This is a genomic window from Paenibacillus sp. FSL K6-0276 (assembly GCF_037977235.1).
GTDB lineage: Bacteria > Bacillota > Bacilli > Paenibacillales > Paenibacillaceae > Paenibacillus_AQ.
In genome coordinates, this window is the sequence record NZ_CP150276.1 from 4,515,787 (window position 1) to 4,531,850 (window position 16,064).

13 protein-coding genes are annotated in these 16,064 nt (G+C 42.7%); 2 read left to right on the forward strand and 11 right to left on the reverse strand.

Going from position 1 to position 16,064, the window contains the following annotated elements:
• Positions 1-64: 64 nt before the first annotated feature.
• From MHH52_RS21385 to MHH52_RS21395, 3 genes are all read right to left on the reverse strand, one after another.
• The gene (locus tag MHH52_RS21385; RefSeq protein WP_340004347.1) at positions 65-1,417 is read right to left on the reverse strand and encodes an MFS transporter; all 1,353 of its coding nucleotides are present in this window, start codon (positions 1,415-1,417) and stop codon (positions 65-67) included.
• Between the two features lie 383 nt (positions 1,418-1,800).
• A complete protein-coding gene (locus tag MHH52_RS21390) occupies positions 1,801-4,305 on the reverse strand; it encodes a helix-turn-helix domain-containing protein (protein ID WP_340004348.1) in 2,505 nt (834 codons plus the stop codon).
• A 118-nt stretch (positions 4,306-4,423) separates the two neighbouring features.
• Complete coding sequence (locus MHH52_RS21395) at positions 4,424-4,600, reverse strand: hypothetical protein (RefSeq protein ID WP_340004349.1); 177 nt, start codon at positions 4,598-4,600, stop codon at positions 4,424-4,426.
• A 343-nt stretch (positions 4,601-4,943) separates the two neighbouring features.
• On the opposite strand from MHH52_RS21395, the gene MHH52_RS21400 reads away from it, so the two are divergent.
• Positions 4,944-6,284 (forward strand): histidine phosphatase family protein, encoded by a 1,341-nt coding sequence (locus MHH52_RS21400; protein ID WP_340004350.1) that lies wholly within the window; start codon positions 4,944-4,946, stop codon positions 6,282-6,284.
• Between the two features lie 362 nt (positions 6,285-6,646).
• Here MHH52_RS21400 and MHH52_RS21405 read toward each other — a convergent pair whose 3' ends face one another.
• Positions 6,647-7,270, reverse strand: coding sequence for a hypothetical protein (locus tag MHH52_RS21405; protein WP_340004351.1), 624 nt, complete (start codon positions 7,268-7,270; stop codon positions 6,647-6,649).
• Complete coding sequence (locus MHH52_RS21410; protein ID WP_340004352.1) at positions 7,267-8,163, reverse strand: LysR family transcriptional regulator; 897 nt, start codon at positions 8,161-8,163, stop codon at positions 7,267-7,269. The genes MHH52_RS21405 and MHH52_RS21410 overlap by 4 nt, the downstream gene beginning before the upstream one ends.
• Before the next feature lie 112 nt (positions 8,164-8,275).
• Between MHH52_RS21410 and MHH52_RS21415 the strand changes: the two genes are divergently transcribed.
• Positions 8,276-9,655: an MFS transporter gene (locus MHH52_RS21415; RefSeq protein ID WP_340004353.1), complete on the forward strand. Its 1,380-nt coding sequence runs from the start codon at positions 8,276-8,278 to the stop codon at positions 9,653-9,655.
• Here MHH52_RS21415 and MHH52_RS21420 read toward each other — a convergent pair.
• The 6 genes from MHH52_RS21420 to MHH52_RS21445 form a co-directional block, all read right to left on the reverse strand.
• Entirely contained in the window at positions 9,615-9,887 is a 273-nt protein-coding gene (locus MHH52_RS21420) for a hypothetical protein (protein WP_340004354.1), read from the reverse strand. The two genes, MHH52_RS21415 and MHH52_RS21420, sit on opposite strands and share 41 nt — an antisense overlap.
• Positions 9,875-10,177, reverse strand: coding sequence for a hypothetical protein (locus tag MHH52_RS21425; RefSeq protein WP_340004355.1), 303 nt, complete (start codon positions 10,175-10,177; stop codon positions 9,875-9,877). The genes MHH52_RS21420 and MHH52_RS21425 overlap by 13 nt, the downstream gene beginning before the upstream one ends.
• Positions 10,178-10,360: 183 nt before the next feature.
• A complete protein-coding gene (locus MHH52_RS21430; protein WP_340004356.1) occupies positions 10,361-11,374 on the reverse strand; it encodes a zinc-dependent alcohol dehydrogenase family protein in 1,014 nt (337 codons plus the stop codon).
• A 1-nt stretch (position 11,375) separates the two neighbouring features.
• Positions 11,376-13,952 carry a glycoside hydrolase family 2 protein gene (locus tag MHH52_RS21435; protein WP_340009762.1) on the reverse strand — a complete coding sequence of 859 codons (2,577 nt, stop codon included), beginning with the start codon at positions 13,950-13,952 and terminating at the stop codon, positions 11,376-11,378.
• Between the two features lie 67 nt (positions 13,953-14,019).
• Positions 14,020-15,081 carry a glycoside hydrolase family 130 protein gene (locus MHH52_RS21440; RefSeq protein ID WP_340004357.1) on the reverse strand — a complete coding sequence of 354 codons (1,062 nt, stop codon included), beginning with the start codon at positions 15,079-15,081 and terminating at the stop codon, positions 14,020-14,022.
• Positions 15,082-15,117: 36 nt separating this feature from the next.
• Positions 15,118-16,062, reverse strand: coding sequence for a DUF1861 family protein (locus tag MHH52_RS21445; protein WP_340004358.1), 945 nt, complete (start codon positions 16,060-16,062; stop codon positions 15,118-15,120).
• Positions 16,063-16,064: the final 2 nt, after the last annotated feature.

A 16,064-nucleotide genomic window follows, 5' to 3' on the forward strand; every position in this document is an offset into this window, starting at 1 on the left:
GACTCACACCACGAAGTCGGTGATTTATTACGTGATTGAATGGGTTCCTTCTTGCTTGGCAATTTTAGGCTCCAATTCCCGTTGTGCCTCTACGAGCTTTCAAGTCACTAATCATTTGGGGCTCAACTTTATCTAGCTTATAGAACAGGAATAATAGAATAACAATGACATTCGAAATTAATGGTAACCATACAAAATTGAATTCAATTGCTAGCAAAGCCGATGGCGCTTGCGCTTGATTCGGTGCATATTTCCCTAACGCTAGAACCCAAGCTGCAATCGCACCCCCGAGCCCCATTCCGAACTTAGCACCAAAACTGCTTGCGGCAGATAGTAAGCCTGGTGCCCTTACTCCTGATTTCCATTCTCCATAATCAATCGTGTCAGCAATCATCGCGAACAGAAGACCAAATGCAAAGCCCCCACCAAAATTACTGATTATAACACCCATTAATGCAACAGGAACAGACATCATCTGTGCACCTAGATAGATAATGACTTGCCCCACAATACCAATGATCATACCCGTAAAGACCACATTGCGTTTACCTAATTTCTTACTTAAAAAAGGAACTAGTATAATCGCAAGCAACATTAGAACGTTAAGGCCATTAACAAGCGGAATTAAGTCTTCTCTACCTAGGTTATATTTAAAGTAATAAATAGTAGCAGGACCCTTTGCTGTAACTCCGATAAATACGAACAGGCCAGTAGCCAAAAGGATCCACCAAGGTGTGTTCCCTTTAATTGCCTTTATTCCTTCTTTAAAAGGGACTGGAGCATTGCCGTCAATTTGAACACGTTCCCTTACATTTTTAAATGTAATCAGGAAAAATACGACCGCTACACCAGCATAGATCATCATCGTTAACATAAAACCCTGTTTTTGATCGCCTTTTCCTAACGCATCAACAAGAGGTAGTGTCGCAATACTGACAAATATAGCTCCTACTTGCGCCAGAATCATACGAACCGATGACACTACCGTTCTTTCCTGTGAATCACTTGACATACTTGGCAAAATCGAAGTGAGTGGCAAGTTAATACCTGCGTATAAAACATTCAGTAGAATATAGGTAATATACGCGTAAGCCAATTTTCCTGTATCCCCGAAATCCGGCGACATGAACGCAAGAATTGCAATTGCCGCGAACGGAATCGATAACCAAAGGAACCAGGGTCTGGATTTCCCATATTTCGAAGTCGTGCGGTCAATCAAAACTCCAAATATCGGTCCGTCGAACGCATCAATAATTCTCGCTAAAAGGAATAAGGTTCCTACAGCTGCGACATTCAATCCATATACATCCGTATAGTAAAACATTAAGTATAAGGTAACCGTCTGGAAAATAAGATTAGAAGCCGTATCTCCTAGACCATAACTAATTCTTTCTTTCCATGAAACTTGTTTATTCATACATATACCCCCTGTAAATATCATAGTAAGGAAGCTTCTACGAACCATAATGTAATCCCTTACATTTTTGATTATAGACAATTTTTGTTCATTCAACTTTCCGTTTCTTATTCAAAAATAGACCAAATTTCATGATTTTTATTATTAGTAAATTAAGCGCTTTCAATAAAATCATAAAAATGGGCTAACCCAAAAGCCATGAAATGGCTGCTTGGGTCAGCCCTTGTTGTTTTCGAGTGAAATATACGTAGGTATTAGTGGACCAAAAACGCAAATCAACGCTTCTTCAATAACGGGAGAAGCGCTGATTTACTCACTTTTGTGTTTTTTTGGAATGAGAAGACTTTCTCCGGTCGTACAAAAATCTACTTATGGGTCAGCCCCTATGCATCATACACAGGCCATAGTTCATATAATCGAACTTCATGAGGGTTTAATTTACATTTAATATCAAGCGAACTTTGGATATCAATCGTCTTCCTCACTTGATTGGGTACAGCCTTACGATTCAAATAGGCCACTTCATCTGCATCAAGTGAACTTGGTGCACCCATCTCAAGCCATGTATCATAAGCGCTACCGTGATCCCGATTTATCTTAGTTTGACGAAGCTTGTATATACCACTTGGTATTCCTTGGATCGTAAAACTCATCTCTAAATTATTCGTGTCTTTGAATACATGATATCGATTCAAGGCGTCAATTCCTAGTGAATCAGACATACCATACAATCGATCAAAATGACAGTAATGGTAGACCATCAATTGATAGCCTTGCGACGATTGTGTGAGACAATATCCATCACCTAGCTCCAATAGGCGATCACCGAGCTTGCCTAACAATTTATATGCATAATAGCCTGGCTTTTGGATTCCATTGCTCGTTATTAAGCCCAATCCACCATGAAAGGTTTCCTCAGTTGTTGGCAGTTCTTCCAGTAAGTCCGTCAAGGACCAGTATGCTAAGCTCTGCACTTCATCTATATTTTCTAGTATATTCTTCACAATATAAGCTGCTTTATAGCAGGTATCGTTCGTCAAATCGCGATGAAATGGTGTTGAATTCCATTCCGTTACATGAACATCAGGCAGTTGCGAGAGCTTTGCTTTCAATTTATCTTTTAACAAATGAATCGTTTCATTTAAATAATTATCATTACTCAAATGCATCCAAGATATGGGTTTATCTACTAATGTCTGCTCAACAATTCGTACTGGATAACTGTGAAATGAAATAAAGTCAGGAATACAGTGATTTGTGATACAGAAATCTAAATAATAATCTAACCAAGACTCTTGATATACCGTTTCCGAAAATAGATCTGGACCCCCAATTTGGAATTTAGGGCAGCTCGCTTTAACAGCTTGATACGTCTGAATATACATTTCGCCATAATCTTCGAACGTATCTGACCAAAAAATTTGCAAATCAGGTTCATTCCAGCAAGCAAAATACCAAAGCTTCATCTCTTCTTCACCATAACGGTTTTTGCAGTACAAGAGCAATTGCTCCACGAGTTTTCTCCACTTCCCTAGATCCTTGGGTTTGCTCAGATTACTCTTCTTATAGAAGAGAGAAAACTCACTACTCGCTAAATCTTTGGGCATGAACCCAAACTCAATATAAGGGCGAAGTCCAATGCTTCGTATGAAATCTATCAATTGTCCGACATAGAAGAAATTGAATATCGGATTGCCTTGTGCATCCTCACGATAGACCATCATCTCATCATCAAATATCCCATGAAACCTTATATGGCTAAACTGAACCTTTTCCTGAATCAACTTTAAATGCGATTGCACTTCACTCTGTAAAATTTCCTTCGCCTTGCTTATCGTACATATTTTTCGCCAATAAGGCTTAATCACCTTACTCTTACCGGCAAGCTGCACCCTAATTTCTTTTGTGACTACACCTTTATCAAGCGTCTTATCGGCTGTTTGCTGATCAGGTGAAGGCAAATACTTGAACAAAGCCTCATACGCATTCTCACGATCAAAATCCAAGTAAGTCCCATAATCATTTGAAGGCAGGTTCTCATGCTCTTCATGCCTTTGCAAACCCTTACGGTATTGAATCGGAGTTATCTTATAAACTTCCTTAAACACCTTGTGAAATGACTTTAAACTCGGAAATCCATGATCCATAGCAATTTGAGTAATGGAATGATCTGTGTATGTAATATCTCTGACAGCATACTTCAATCGAAGCTGATTGACATACTGACTAAAGGACTTCCCCATACTCTTCTGAAAATAGCTGGATAAATACGGAACCGATAAATGCTCCTGCCTCGCAATATCAAGCAAACTCAATGGTTTCTTATAGTTATCTTGGATATAATTCACAATACTTAACATACGCTCTGTGTATTTAGAACCAATCCGACTGCTCGTTTCAGTACGACTCTCTCTGAATTTCCATAGAAGCACATAAATTAGCTCAAATAGTAATGACTTTATTTTAAGCTGATAGCTGTAATTTTCTTTATTATATACCCACATCATTTCGGCTAATAAAGAGCGAATTTCATTGAATTTCTCTTGCTCTTCCTCTCCATATAGAAAGGATTTGCATAGGAACCTAACTTGATCAATATCTGCAAAGTGCGTCTTAATGAATGAAATGGGAATCTGCAAAGCAAGCAACAAATTATTCTCAAAAGATTGAATGGAATGAATTTCATTGCTGTTGATGATCAAGACATCCTCTTCTTGTAGGGTAAATCTTTTCTTTTCAATATAGACATCGACTTTTCCTTTGAGAACGAACAGTAACTCAATGCTGTCATGCCAGTGGTCCACCACAAATTGCGCATTATGAAGAAAAATATTAATGGGCAAATCATTGTTCATTTGAATGCTTTCATAAATGTAATCCAAAGCCACCGTTCACCTCTTATCATTCGTTTCTTATGAGACTATCTTTATTATATTACTTGAGTATTGCGATTTTGCTCTCACTGGGCAAGTGGGTTGACCTATAGCAGGATCCAGGTACAGCCAATTAGGCAGGTAGCTTAAGCTGCTTAAGGATGTCGAATAACGGCTTCTTCTCTAGGGCTTGTTGGTGAACGCACACGACGATTTGCCCGAAATACTCTCTACGAATTCGATACACCATCTCACCTAGCGTAAGAGGCTTGTCCTTCTGACGGTTTGTGGTGAACAACAATTTCTCCATTGAAGAGCGATGTCCTTCTTCTGTTTATTCATTCGACAAAACTTCTAAATACGTGCCCTTATACTGCTTTTGTCCACGGCAATATTTTCGCAATACTCAAGTTATATTATATGCATAAATAATCCAAGCCACAAAAAAACGCTAAATAGTATTAATACTCTGCAAATTCATTTTTATATAATAGCTTTTTTTTAATTTGGATATATAAGTACATCTCACGTTCAAACGAAACACGAGAAAATAAGCCTTAATTTTGCTTAAAAAATGGATATTTTGAATTTGATCCCCTCGATATAATTACAATGTTAACGCTTACAAACTATATAGTAAAGGGGATATGTATATGCACAAGAGTTTATCTAAGTTATTTACTGTCATGATGGCTTTCTTCGTTCTCAGTTCATTTAGTGTAGGCAGTGTTGGTGCAAGTGCAGATAATACAGCTAAAAAGGAAGATCAAGGGATTACTTTCTATCTGGTACGACATGGAGAAACGATATTCAATGTACAAGAACGTATGCAAGGGTTCTCCGACTCTCCTCTAACAGAGAAAGGAATTGAAGTAGCCGAGAACCTGGGCAGAGGCTTGAAGAACATTCCGTTCGTTGCCGCGTACAGCAGTACGAGCGAACGGGCAAGCGACACGGCCGATATCGTTCTGGAAGGCCGCAATCTCAAGCTGATCAAAGACAAGCGTTTGAGAGAAATCAATTTCGGTGACTTGGAAGGCGCTTATCAAGCAGATATTATGAAGCATAAAAACGTTGCTTCGTTCCAGAAACTCGATTACACCTCGGTGAACGGCGAGAATATGCAAGGCGTGTTCGAGCGGGCTAAAGCATCGCTGGATCAAATTGTTGAAGCAAACAAAACAAAAGGCGGGAATGTGCTTGTCGTTTCGCATGGCATCACCATTCTCGATTTGGTCATGGGTCTCGACCCGAAAGCCTGGGATATGAGCAAGGGCGGCTTGCCGAATTCGAGCGTAACGAAGATTCAGTGGAAAGACGGCAAATATACGGTGCAAAAAGTCGGCGATCAGAGCTATGCGGAAAACGGCCAAAACAAGCTCACGTTCTACTTCGTTCGTCACGGCGAAACGCTGTTTAACGTGCAAAAACGGATGCAGGGCTTCTCGGATGCTCCGCTCACGGAAGAAGGCATCAAGGTTGCCGAGGACCTGGCACGAGGCTTGCATGACATTCCGTTCAGCGCAGCATACAGCAGCTCGAGCGGACGTGCGGTAGGTACGGCCGATACCATTTTGGAAGGCCGAAACATGATTCTGAGAACGGATAAGCGCTTGAGAGAAATGAACTTCGGTGACTTGGAAGGCGCTTATCAAGCAGATATTTTGAAGGATAAAAACGTTGCTTCGTTCCAGAAACTCGATTACACCTCGGTGAACGGAGAAAACATAGCTCAGGTTTTTGCCCGGACGAAAGCGGCAGTAGACCAGATCGTTGCCGATAACCAAGGGTCGAAAAAGAATATCATTGTCGTTTCCCACGGCATCACCATTTTGGATTTGGTCATGGGGCTTGACCCTAAAGCTTGGGATATGAGCAAAGGTGGTTTGCCGAATTCCAGCGTGACGATCGTGGAATGGGAGAACGGTAAGTTTACGGTAGGAAAAGTCGGCGACACCAGCTATTTGGAAAAGGGCAAGGCACTTTCACATTAAGAAGTAGAACTGGTGCACACCTGTCTGCATAAGACAGGTGTGCACCAAATTAAAGGGAGGGGGCAGCAAGACTGCCCCCTCCCTTTAACCCTTACCCACTAAATTGACTATCATACCACCCACAATAGAACCCTTGTCTCTTCAGCAAAGACTCATGGGAGAAGTCCTATCATGAACCGACGGTTCGTACTTCACTTCGATGTTCCTGTCGATACTCTGTAGGTGTGACATTGAATTTCTTACGAAATAGCGGCATACAGCAGTACAAGCGAGCGAGCTATGGATACTGCAGATTATATCCTTCAAGGCAGAAATATTCCTGTTCATTTGAATAAAGGTCTCAAGGAATTATTGGTCACAGCTTAATTCATTTGAGAATAAAAATAAGGTAAGTGTTCCTTTGATAGAGCTTTTTCGATAAGCTCTTTATTGTAGCCATATTTTTGTAATGTAGCGATAATTGCTTGTATCCTGTCTGACCGTTTTCGTCTTAAATTAGATTCCAACTGAATTTCTAGAGGTACCGTAAGAATAGTGTCCCGTCCGATCTTCACATTCTTATAATGATTCCAAATATATTGTCCGCCTTCCCATATCCCATCACCATCCATAGAATCAGGAATTCCCGCTGAATTGGATATATGAACGACTTCCACTTTAAAATCATCGATGATCCAACTCCCCTTTGTCCATGTAAATCCCGAAGAAAAGGTTTGAGTGAATGTAGGTTCTTCTAAAGAAGATAACCAATTGTCCCCATGAGGGAATTCACATTTATCCAAAAGGGAAAATTCCTTAAGTAGTTCTGCAAATTGTTCAATCCCCTCTTTATTCTTTGTATAAATATCAACGTCACCTGGAGTCATTTCGCAGCCCTGTAAAACCGAACCAACCGAGCCAACCAAGATCCATTCTAAATTTGAATTCATTTTAGATGAAAAATAAAGTTCACATACCTTTGACAAAGCTTTTTCCCAGCTATTCATAACTTCACCCCAAATTGATTTGATATCGATCCGAAATATTCTACAACTACCTCACGGAATTCCAGAGCAGCCCGCGAAATGTACCGACTCCTGTGCCATAATAAGGCTATCTCCCGTACCAATTCGTGATTCTCTATTTGGAGATACTTAATATCTTCCCGTGAATTTCTTGCCGTACTTGGAATGAAGGCTAGGCCAATTTCGGCTTCCACAAGAGTGCTAAGCCTTGCGGGCTCATCTCCCTCATATACATATTTAGGTACAAATCCAACTGATTTGCATACAGAGTCAATTAAATCGCGAGTACCGTAGCCTCTCTTTACACCGACAAACCATTCATCCCTCAGCTCCGTCAAGGATACGCTACTTCGATCTGCCAACTGATGACCCTTTGGAACAGCTACAAGGATTGGGTCGATCAACATGATTTGGCATTCGATATCATCCCCTTTTATAGGTGGTGAGGACAAGCAAAAATCCACCTCTCCTCTATCCAGAAGTGTAACCATTTCCTGCGTGGTCAGCATTTGCACATGAAATTGAATATCGGGTCGCTTTTTCCGAAATTCGCGAAGGATGTTTGGTAATGTGCTAGCGGTGGTCACTGCTAATTCGAGTGTGCTATGTTCCGGGTCGGATAAATCGCTAAGCTCCTGCTTCCCCTGCTCCAATTCAAACAAAGCTCTTTCTGCACGGCGAAGGAATCTGCTTCCGAACTCATTCAATCGCAGGTTCCTCCCTACTCGATCGAATAAAGGGACCCCTAGATCCTCCTCCAAACGCTGAATTGTTTTGCTTAGTGACGATTGAGTAACGTGTAGATTTCGTGCAGCTTCGGTCACATGTTCCAAACGAGCTACCGCGAGAAAATATTGCAGCTGAAGAAGTTCCACTTTGCATCCTCCATTCATTCCTTCAAGTCAATGAGAATATAGCATAAAATGCGTTGGAATGAATAATTAAATTAAAGTAAGATGACATTAATACGCTTTAGGGGGAGCAAAAATGAGTGTTCGTAGCAGGTGGTTAATGATTTCAGTGGGTCTAGGGATACTATTGAACCCTTTAAATTCTTCGATGGTTTCTGTTGCCATTCCAAGTCTGCAAAATGTGTTCCAACTAGACTTTACAGGTGTTTCCTGGATTATTTTTTCTTTCTATATTGCAAGTAGCATCGCTCAACCTGTCATGGGAAAGGCCAGCGATTTATTTGGTCGTAGGAAGATATTTCTTACCGGGCTTGTTGTAGCCTTCATCGCTTCATTATTAGCTTCATTAGCACCAAACTTCGCGTGGCTCATCGTGTTCCGCATTGTGCAGGCCATTGGAACAAGCATGATGGTTGCCGTTGGAATGGCCATTGTACGAATTCATATTACAGAAAAACAAGCGACAGCGTTGTCTGTTTTGTCTATATTCCTATCCGGAGCGGCAGCAATTGGACCCTTTATTGGCGGGGTCATCATACACTGGTGGGGCTGGCCTGCTATCTTTTTCGTCAATATTCCATTCGTGGTAGTGAGCTTTCTATTATCTTGGAGGAATATTCCTAAGGAAGAACCCTCAACATCCGTTGCACCGGACATGTCCCTTCGTAAATGGTTTGATTTGATTGATGCCCTTGGAATCCTGCTTTTCACAGTAGGTCTGGTTGCCCTGCTCGTTGGATTACTCTCAGCAAAATCATCTGGGCATATCTCATTAGGAAATGTCATTGTTTCGCTGATCGGCCTCGCTCTGCTGGGGGTATTCGTACGACATGAGTTAAAAGCGGCGGCACCCTTTATTCCTTTACGCACATTCGCCAAATATCCTACGATGACTTGGGTTAATGTAGAATTCATGCTCGTTAACGTACTTTATTACTCACTTTTTTTCGGTATTCCGTCCTACTTGCAAATGGTACGCCATGTCAGCGAGTTCCAAACAGGGATACTTATGCTAACCTTAGGCCTCTGCTCGTTAGTTACTTCTCCAATAGCAGGACGATGGATCGATAAATCAGGACCAAGACCAGCATTGCTAGTGTCTGCAATTCTGATGACATTGGGGTCGGTGTGGCTCGTGACATTGAATCAAACTTCACCGGTTATCAGCGTGTGTTTGGCTTTGGCTGCATTCGGGGTTAGCAACGGGTTAAACAATGTAGGTATGCAAGCAGCTTTGTTCCAAAGTTCGCCAAAAGAAATCATTGGTGTAGCTTCCGGATTATTTAATACATCAAGATATCTGGGAACCATTCTCTCTTCATTGTTAATAGGGATTGTAATGGGAGGTAAGTTCAGCTTCGAGGGATTTCAAGTACTTGGGATTATCCTGACGGTAATTGCATTGGCTTTGATATTCATGAGTCGGTGGCACCGTTCGTCAGAGCACTTGCTTTGAAATCAAATAGATTATGCTGAACAAGATCCTCTGGATCTTTCGAATTCACAGCGGTCTCCTTGCTGTATTCATGATCCTTCTCTTCCGAAAGATTCTTGAACAGAACTGGAGCTAGTGCTTGCACTACTGCTGGAATTTGCGCGTTGTCAAGCTGCAGCGAAATATGCTTGGAACCCTCTTTATCGGTAGTTGACGTAATCTCATTCTTCAAATTTCCGATCAATGCATCCACGACTGTCTCTTTTTGGCTACTAAGCCAAACTGTTTCCTTTGTCTCTGTCCCTGTTTCTTGATAGCTTCTCGAATCGGAATCCCGCTAACCACAAGCTTCTCTTCAGCGATCCCTGCCGACATCAGCGCTGCTTTCACGCTTTCCGTAGCGATAAAATATTTCGTGGTTTGTGGGTGAAGCCACCGGCCATGAACAACATTATCCGTCATCACCGTGAACAGAGGAATTCGACTTCCCGTTGTTGATGCTAGCTCTGCGGATCTGTGTTCATAAGAAAGCTCCTTTTTCACTTGGCCTTCTCTAACTCTGAATCGCAAACGGATCGTGAAGGGATTCTTAACTGAATATTAACTTCTTCAATTTTCTCTAAAGATGATCTCATCGTAGCCAGTTCTAGCTCACCTAAAAAAACGATGACCTATGGCGGAATAGCCAATAGTCATCGCTTCTTGTACGCTTACTATGATTTAGTACTACCTCTCGTGCACAATAACCCCTTTAGAAACACGCAGTTTCGTATACTCTTCCATGATTGCCGGAATATCTTTCAACGAAAACCGATGGCTAATCAACGGCTCAATCTGAACGATCCCTTTCTCAATTAGCGCGATAGATTCCTCATGGGTATATGGATTAATGAAAGAGCCCATGATTCGCAACTCTTTTGTAAAAATTTCGAAAGGTGAAACTTGAATCAACGTGTCCGGGGAAGCAACACCGAACATCAATACTTGTCCACCCTTACGTGACGCCTTTACTGCCAGCTCCATGGAATCCGCACGTCCTACACATTCGATAACAATATCAAATTGATGATGGAGAGCTTCCATCACGCCTTCTGCTGTAGGAGATACTGCTTCATCTGCACCTAATTCAACTAATCGGTCATGTTTGAACACTTCCGGCTCGCTGACAATGATCCCTTTAACACCCGCAGTTTTGACGAGCTGCAAGAACAATTGACCAATAAAACCACCGCCGATAATCAGGACTTGGTGTGTCGGACGAATATCCAGCTTCTTATAACCGTGAAGCACACAACCTAATGGTTCAATCATTGCCCCTTCGATCCAGCTCATTTCATCAGGTAACAAGTAACAGTTCGCAACAGGAACAACACAATATTCTCCCATTCCGCCATCCCGAGTCACTCCGACAGCTTGCAAATCATCGCACAAATGCACTTTTCCATTCCGGCAGAAATAACAGTTTCCACAATAGATGTTCGGGTCCACCGATACACGGTCCCCTACTTGTAAGGTCGTAACTTCATCACCCACAGCAACTACTTCACCTGCGAGTTCATGTCCTAACACAATCGGAGCTGTCACCTCCGCAGACCCAGGGAATCCATGATAAATATGCTGATCTGTACCGCAAATCCCGCAGGATTTCACACGAAGTTTAACTTCTTTGGAGCCAACAGCCGGAGCTTCCCAGTCCGTAAATTCAATGCGCTTAGTTCCTTGAAATACAGCCGCCTTCATCTTAGCTCATCTCCTTAATTCCAAGCTTCTGTAAATTCGCATCATTCATCGCCGTTACACGTAAGGTCTCCCATGGCAATCCCTCGGCATCAACATGCACACGAACAGTTTTCTCCTCACCCGGGATCAGATCAAAGAAATTATCATCCATGATCACCCAAGGAGCATCCAGTTCGATCATCACCATCCGTGCCACACGATCCGAGATCAAGCGGATCTGTCCTTTCACTTCATCCACAGAGATCTGAATATGTGCAGGTTGATAATCCATATCCTTATAGTCTCTTAAATAGAGTACATAATCTTCTGTCACCCGCTTCTTCGAACGAAGTACAGCCACAACCTCGCGCGGGCTATGCTGTTTCAGTATCTCAGCCTCAGGTAATTTGGCAAAATTAACTTTACTGTTCGCTTCAACGATCACATCGAATGCACGCTGATATACAATTGTACCGTCCATCCGGTAGATCGTTAATTCCGCCTCATCCTGATAAGACTCGCGTCGATCATTGACAGCCCATAACTGCAGCGGCCCATCCGGATCATGATCCACACATAAGAGTACTGGTGCAAAGAATTTACGTGCATAGTGATAGCTCGCCTTTGGCAAGCCATAATAGTCGATGACAGACCAGCTTGTTCCCGGCCAGCAATCATTGAACTGCCAGAACAAAGCCCCGCTCGTATCCGGCTTATTACGGCGGTAGTGCTCAATGCCATACCTTAACCCCTCTGCCTGGGTCAGCATCGAGAATTGAATATATTCATTGATATCCTTCGGAATTCCTGTATAACCTTCCATGAGCATAATGCCCTTTGGATAATGGACATCTTTATTACGGTACTTCATTTCATCGCTATCCCAATAGAACTGATTGTCCGGCATGTTCTTCGCTAAGGTATAACGATTGGAAGCAGCATGCAGCCCGAATTCACTGGCGAATTTCGTAAAGTCTGACTTGAATCGTTTGAACGATATCCCTTCAACACTATAATCCTGTGTCTGCGGTTCACCAAACTGACGAGGCTCATTATTTCCATGCCAGACTTGCCAGTTATGGGTATCGCCCACATCACGTGAATTGTGATCATTTCCGCCAAAAGGCGAGCTAGGCCAAAATGTTCGCGTTGGATCGAGTTGCTCCAATACCGCGGGCATGAGCTCATGATATATTTTTTCTCCATAAAAGGGATGTGTGATCTCGCCGTTAGAGGACAGCGCCTCATACAACCAATCATTCTCATTATTCCCACACCATAGGGCAAGACAAGTACGACTGCGGAGACGTTTTACGACCTGCTCAATTTCACGGTGAACATTATTCATGAAATTACGATTATAATCTGGATACAATGCACAAGCGAACATAAAGTCCTGCCAGACTAAAATTCCTAACCGATCACATTCATCAAAGAAAATATCCCGCTCATAAATACCTCCGCCCCAAGCACGAATCATATTCATATTGGCATCCTTGGCCATTTGAAGGAGATGCGTATAGCGGCTATCCGGCACGGTCGCAATAAAACTATCGATCGGAATCCAATTAGCACCTTTGGCAAAAACTTTTACGTCATTCAATACAAACGTGAAAGCATGATGCCCCTCTTCATCACGCTGCATTAATTCGATCTTGCGTATCCCAAATGGCTGCTCATAGGTATCTATTTGCTCCCCATCGGCAAATAACGTAACACGTAATTGATATAAGAAAGGCGTTCCTAAATCATGGGTCCACCATAACTTCGGGTCCATCACCTGCAAGGTAACTGAATGATGAAGCGTGCGAGCTGTAATAGCCCCATCAACCGCAATACCTGAAACCCTGTCCAAAGAGACATCTTCTTCCGCAACACTCTTTGTACCCTCTAAAAGTTCTACACGCGCCGAATACGAACACCCGCGATCAAAGGCATGTGCGCATAAGTCCACATCAACGATACCTACTTGATTCTGGATCGAGGTTGTTCGAGCAAACACATGATCTAAATGTGCATGACGCCGTTTGATCAAATGAACCTCTTTCCATATGCCTGCACAGACAAGACGTGGACCCCAGTCCCAGCCAAAATGGCTCTGCGCTTTGCGTGTCCATATCCGTTTCTTGCTAAAGCCCGACCAATAATATTGGATTTTATCGCCTGCATGCACATGAACAGGATCAAATTTTACGGCAAGCGTATTTTTCCCCTTATTTAATTCACGGGTTACATCAAAAGAATGGCTGATGAACATATTATCTGTTGATCCAAGTTCCATACCGTTGAGATACACGGTCGCATAGGTATCTAACCCTTCGAACAATATCTCCATCTTCTCACCAGGTTCAGGGTCATCATCGTAGGAGAATACCGTACGATACCACCACACCTTTTCTTCAACCCAACGGCATTTCTGATCTTGGTGGCCAAAGAAAGGATCATCAATAATACCCTTCTCCCGAAGCGTCGTGTGGATATCACCAGGCACTGTGGTTGTCATCCAGAAATAATCAATGAACTCTGGTGAAGCAACTTCAAGATCCCGGGCTTCCCCAACACGAAAATCACGTAGCTTCCAATTCTCAGTTAATTTGATGTTCATTCTCTTCATCGTCTCTCCCAAATTAAAACGCCAAAACCACTTCGGTTTTGACGTTTTATTGTTATACGTATACCAAGCTATCTAAGATTTCTTGTACACTAAGTTCTGCACAAGCCATTGATGTATCCGCGACACCGTAATACATTTTGAGAACATCGCCTTCCACGAGTGCACCGCAAGAGAATACAACATCGCCGAAGAATCCGTTCTTCTCATAATCTGCTTCCGGTTCCATGATAGGAGCATCGGAACGTGCAATTACCTTCGAAGGATCATTTAGATCTAATAGGACTGCCCCCATGCAATAACGATGTTCCAGCGTTGCCCCATGATACAGCTCCAGCCAGCCTTTTTCGGTCTTGAATGGAACTACACCGCCGCCAATTCGGCCGCTATCCCACATGCCGTCACGCAAACCGATCAGATGCTTATGGTTGCCCCAATATAATAAGTTGTCCGATTCAGCGATCCATATTTCAGGATCTCCTGTGCTCTTCGTCGTTGGACGGTGCAATGCATAATATTTTCCGTTAATTTTCTCTGGGAAAATCAATACGTCTTTATTATCCGGTCCAAAGATCATGCCGTGATGAGTTACACTCACGAAATCTTTAGTTGATACCAGTGATTCACCAACGCCCACCGGGGAGACTGCCGAGAAATAAATATAGTAGGTATCCCCAATTTGGGTTACACGGGGATCTTCCACTCCGAAGGTTTCCAGTGAATTGGAAGGGTACACGAATGGTTTCTCATCTATCGTAAAATGATGTCCATCCTTACTGCGGGCAATTCGGATGTAGGACAATGAAGTCAAATACTGGAATGTAGCACTTTTGGATTTATTCTTGATCACACGCGGATCAGAGAAGTCGAAACGCTCATCATCCGTACTCAGATCAATAATATCCAATTCATTGGTCTCCGGATTATAAATCGGAGCTTTCACAATCTTTGGATCCTTGCTAATTGGACGTTCCGCTACACGAAGAAACATTAATACTTCACCATTATAGCTGGCGATACCAGCATTAAATGCACCAATCACTTCAAAGTCATCGTGATACGGCTTGACATCGGCTGGTGTAATAAGTGGATTTTGTTCATAACGATAGATTTTCATGTTGTAATAACTCCCTTAACCAAATTGATTTCATGCTTACAAAATTTCAAATTGAGCAAATGGATCAGGGATTGTCGCACGTTGTGCTTCCGCATCGCTGATTCCTGCATATAAATGAGCTGTACCGTCACTTTGGCGAACAAGCCCTCCGCTGAATACGACATCCTCTAAATCTGGCCGTTTGGTTGCACCCGGCAAGAACTGATTGCGTACAGCAATAATTTGAATATCCGAGTATTCACCTGTTGCCGGATTAATAGCGAATACCATCGGGTAATAGTGACGATTGCCCGCATCATCAAAAGATGCGATATGTCCAAGGACACCGAGAAGTCCGTTCTTCAGCAAGTGTGCTTCATTCGCACCGCCCCACTCTTCATCAATGAACTGCCCTTCCAATAGCGGTGTTTCCTCGATCAATGGAATGGATAACTCGTCCAACGACGAAATGCGGGTAAAGCCGATTTTACCGCGTCCTCCTTTATCTCCCTGTGGGCGGGTCAGGACGCCGATACTATCCTTCAGGTCAACAAGACGTAGATCCTTCATGCCATCTGGACCTTTAAAGAATAACTCCAAGCTCGCAATGTTCTTCCCGCGGTAGAATACTGTACGCCACATTAAGGCATCAGCCTTTACCGGATGCGGATAAATTTGAACGCCTCCAACAATCAACTCACCATTGATTCTGCTAAAGAGCGGATCTTGAAGTTCTAATACAGGTGCTCCTTCACGCGCAACCCATTCACCATCACGCTCGACGAAAAAAACGACATCCGAATGCTCACTATCACGAGATTCAACTCGCCCTGCAATCACCCATTCATCCTCATTTTCGAAGGGTGCTGTAATGTTGTAGACATCTTTGTGGCCTACACCTGTGAATTTTAATTTCTTGGTATCTGTTACTGCAGCGTTTTTCATCGCAAATTCCTTGAGCAGTTGTTCACATGTTTTCACGGCAGTCTTGTGAAGTTTCATAA

What these genes read in the sequence shown, in the direction of transcription:
- MHH52_RS21385 (WP_340004347.1), bottom strand. Translation starts at nt 1,417, where the DNA reads ATGAATAAACAAGTTTCATGGAAAGAAAGAATTAGTTATGGTCTAGGA.
- MHH52_RS21395 (WP_340004349.1), bottom strand. Translation starts at nt 4,600, where the DNA reads ATGGAGAAATTGTTGTTCACCACAAACCGTCAGAAGGACAAGCCTCTT.
- MHH52_RS21400 (WP_340004350.1), top strand. Translation starts at nt 4,944, where the DNA reads ATGCACAAGAGTTTATCTAAGTTATTTACTGTCATGATGGCTTTCTTC.
- MHH52_RS21405 (WP_340004351.1), bottom strand. Translation starts at nt 7,270, where the DNA reads ATGAATAGCTGGGAAAAAGCTTTGTCAAAGGTATGTGAACTTTATTTT.
- MHH52_RS21415 (WP_340004353.1), top strand. Translation starts at nt 8,276, where the DNA reads ATGAGTGTTCGTAGCAGGTGGTTAATGATTTCAGTGGGTCTAGGGATA.
- MHH52_RS21430 (WP_340004356.1), bottom strand. Translation starts at nt 11,374, where the DNA reads ATGAAGGCGGCTGTATTTCAAGGAACTAAGCGCATTGAATTTACGGAC.
- MHH52_RS21440 (WP_340004357.1), bottom strand. Translation starts at nt 15,081, where the DNA reads ATGAAAATCTATCGTTATGAACAAAATCCACTTATTACACCAGCCGAT.
- MHH52_RS21445 (WP_340004358.1), bottom strand. Translation starts at nt 16,062, where the DNA reads ATGAAACTTCACAAGACTGCCGTGAAAACATGTGAACAACTGCTCAAG.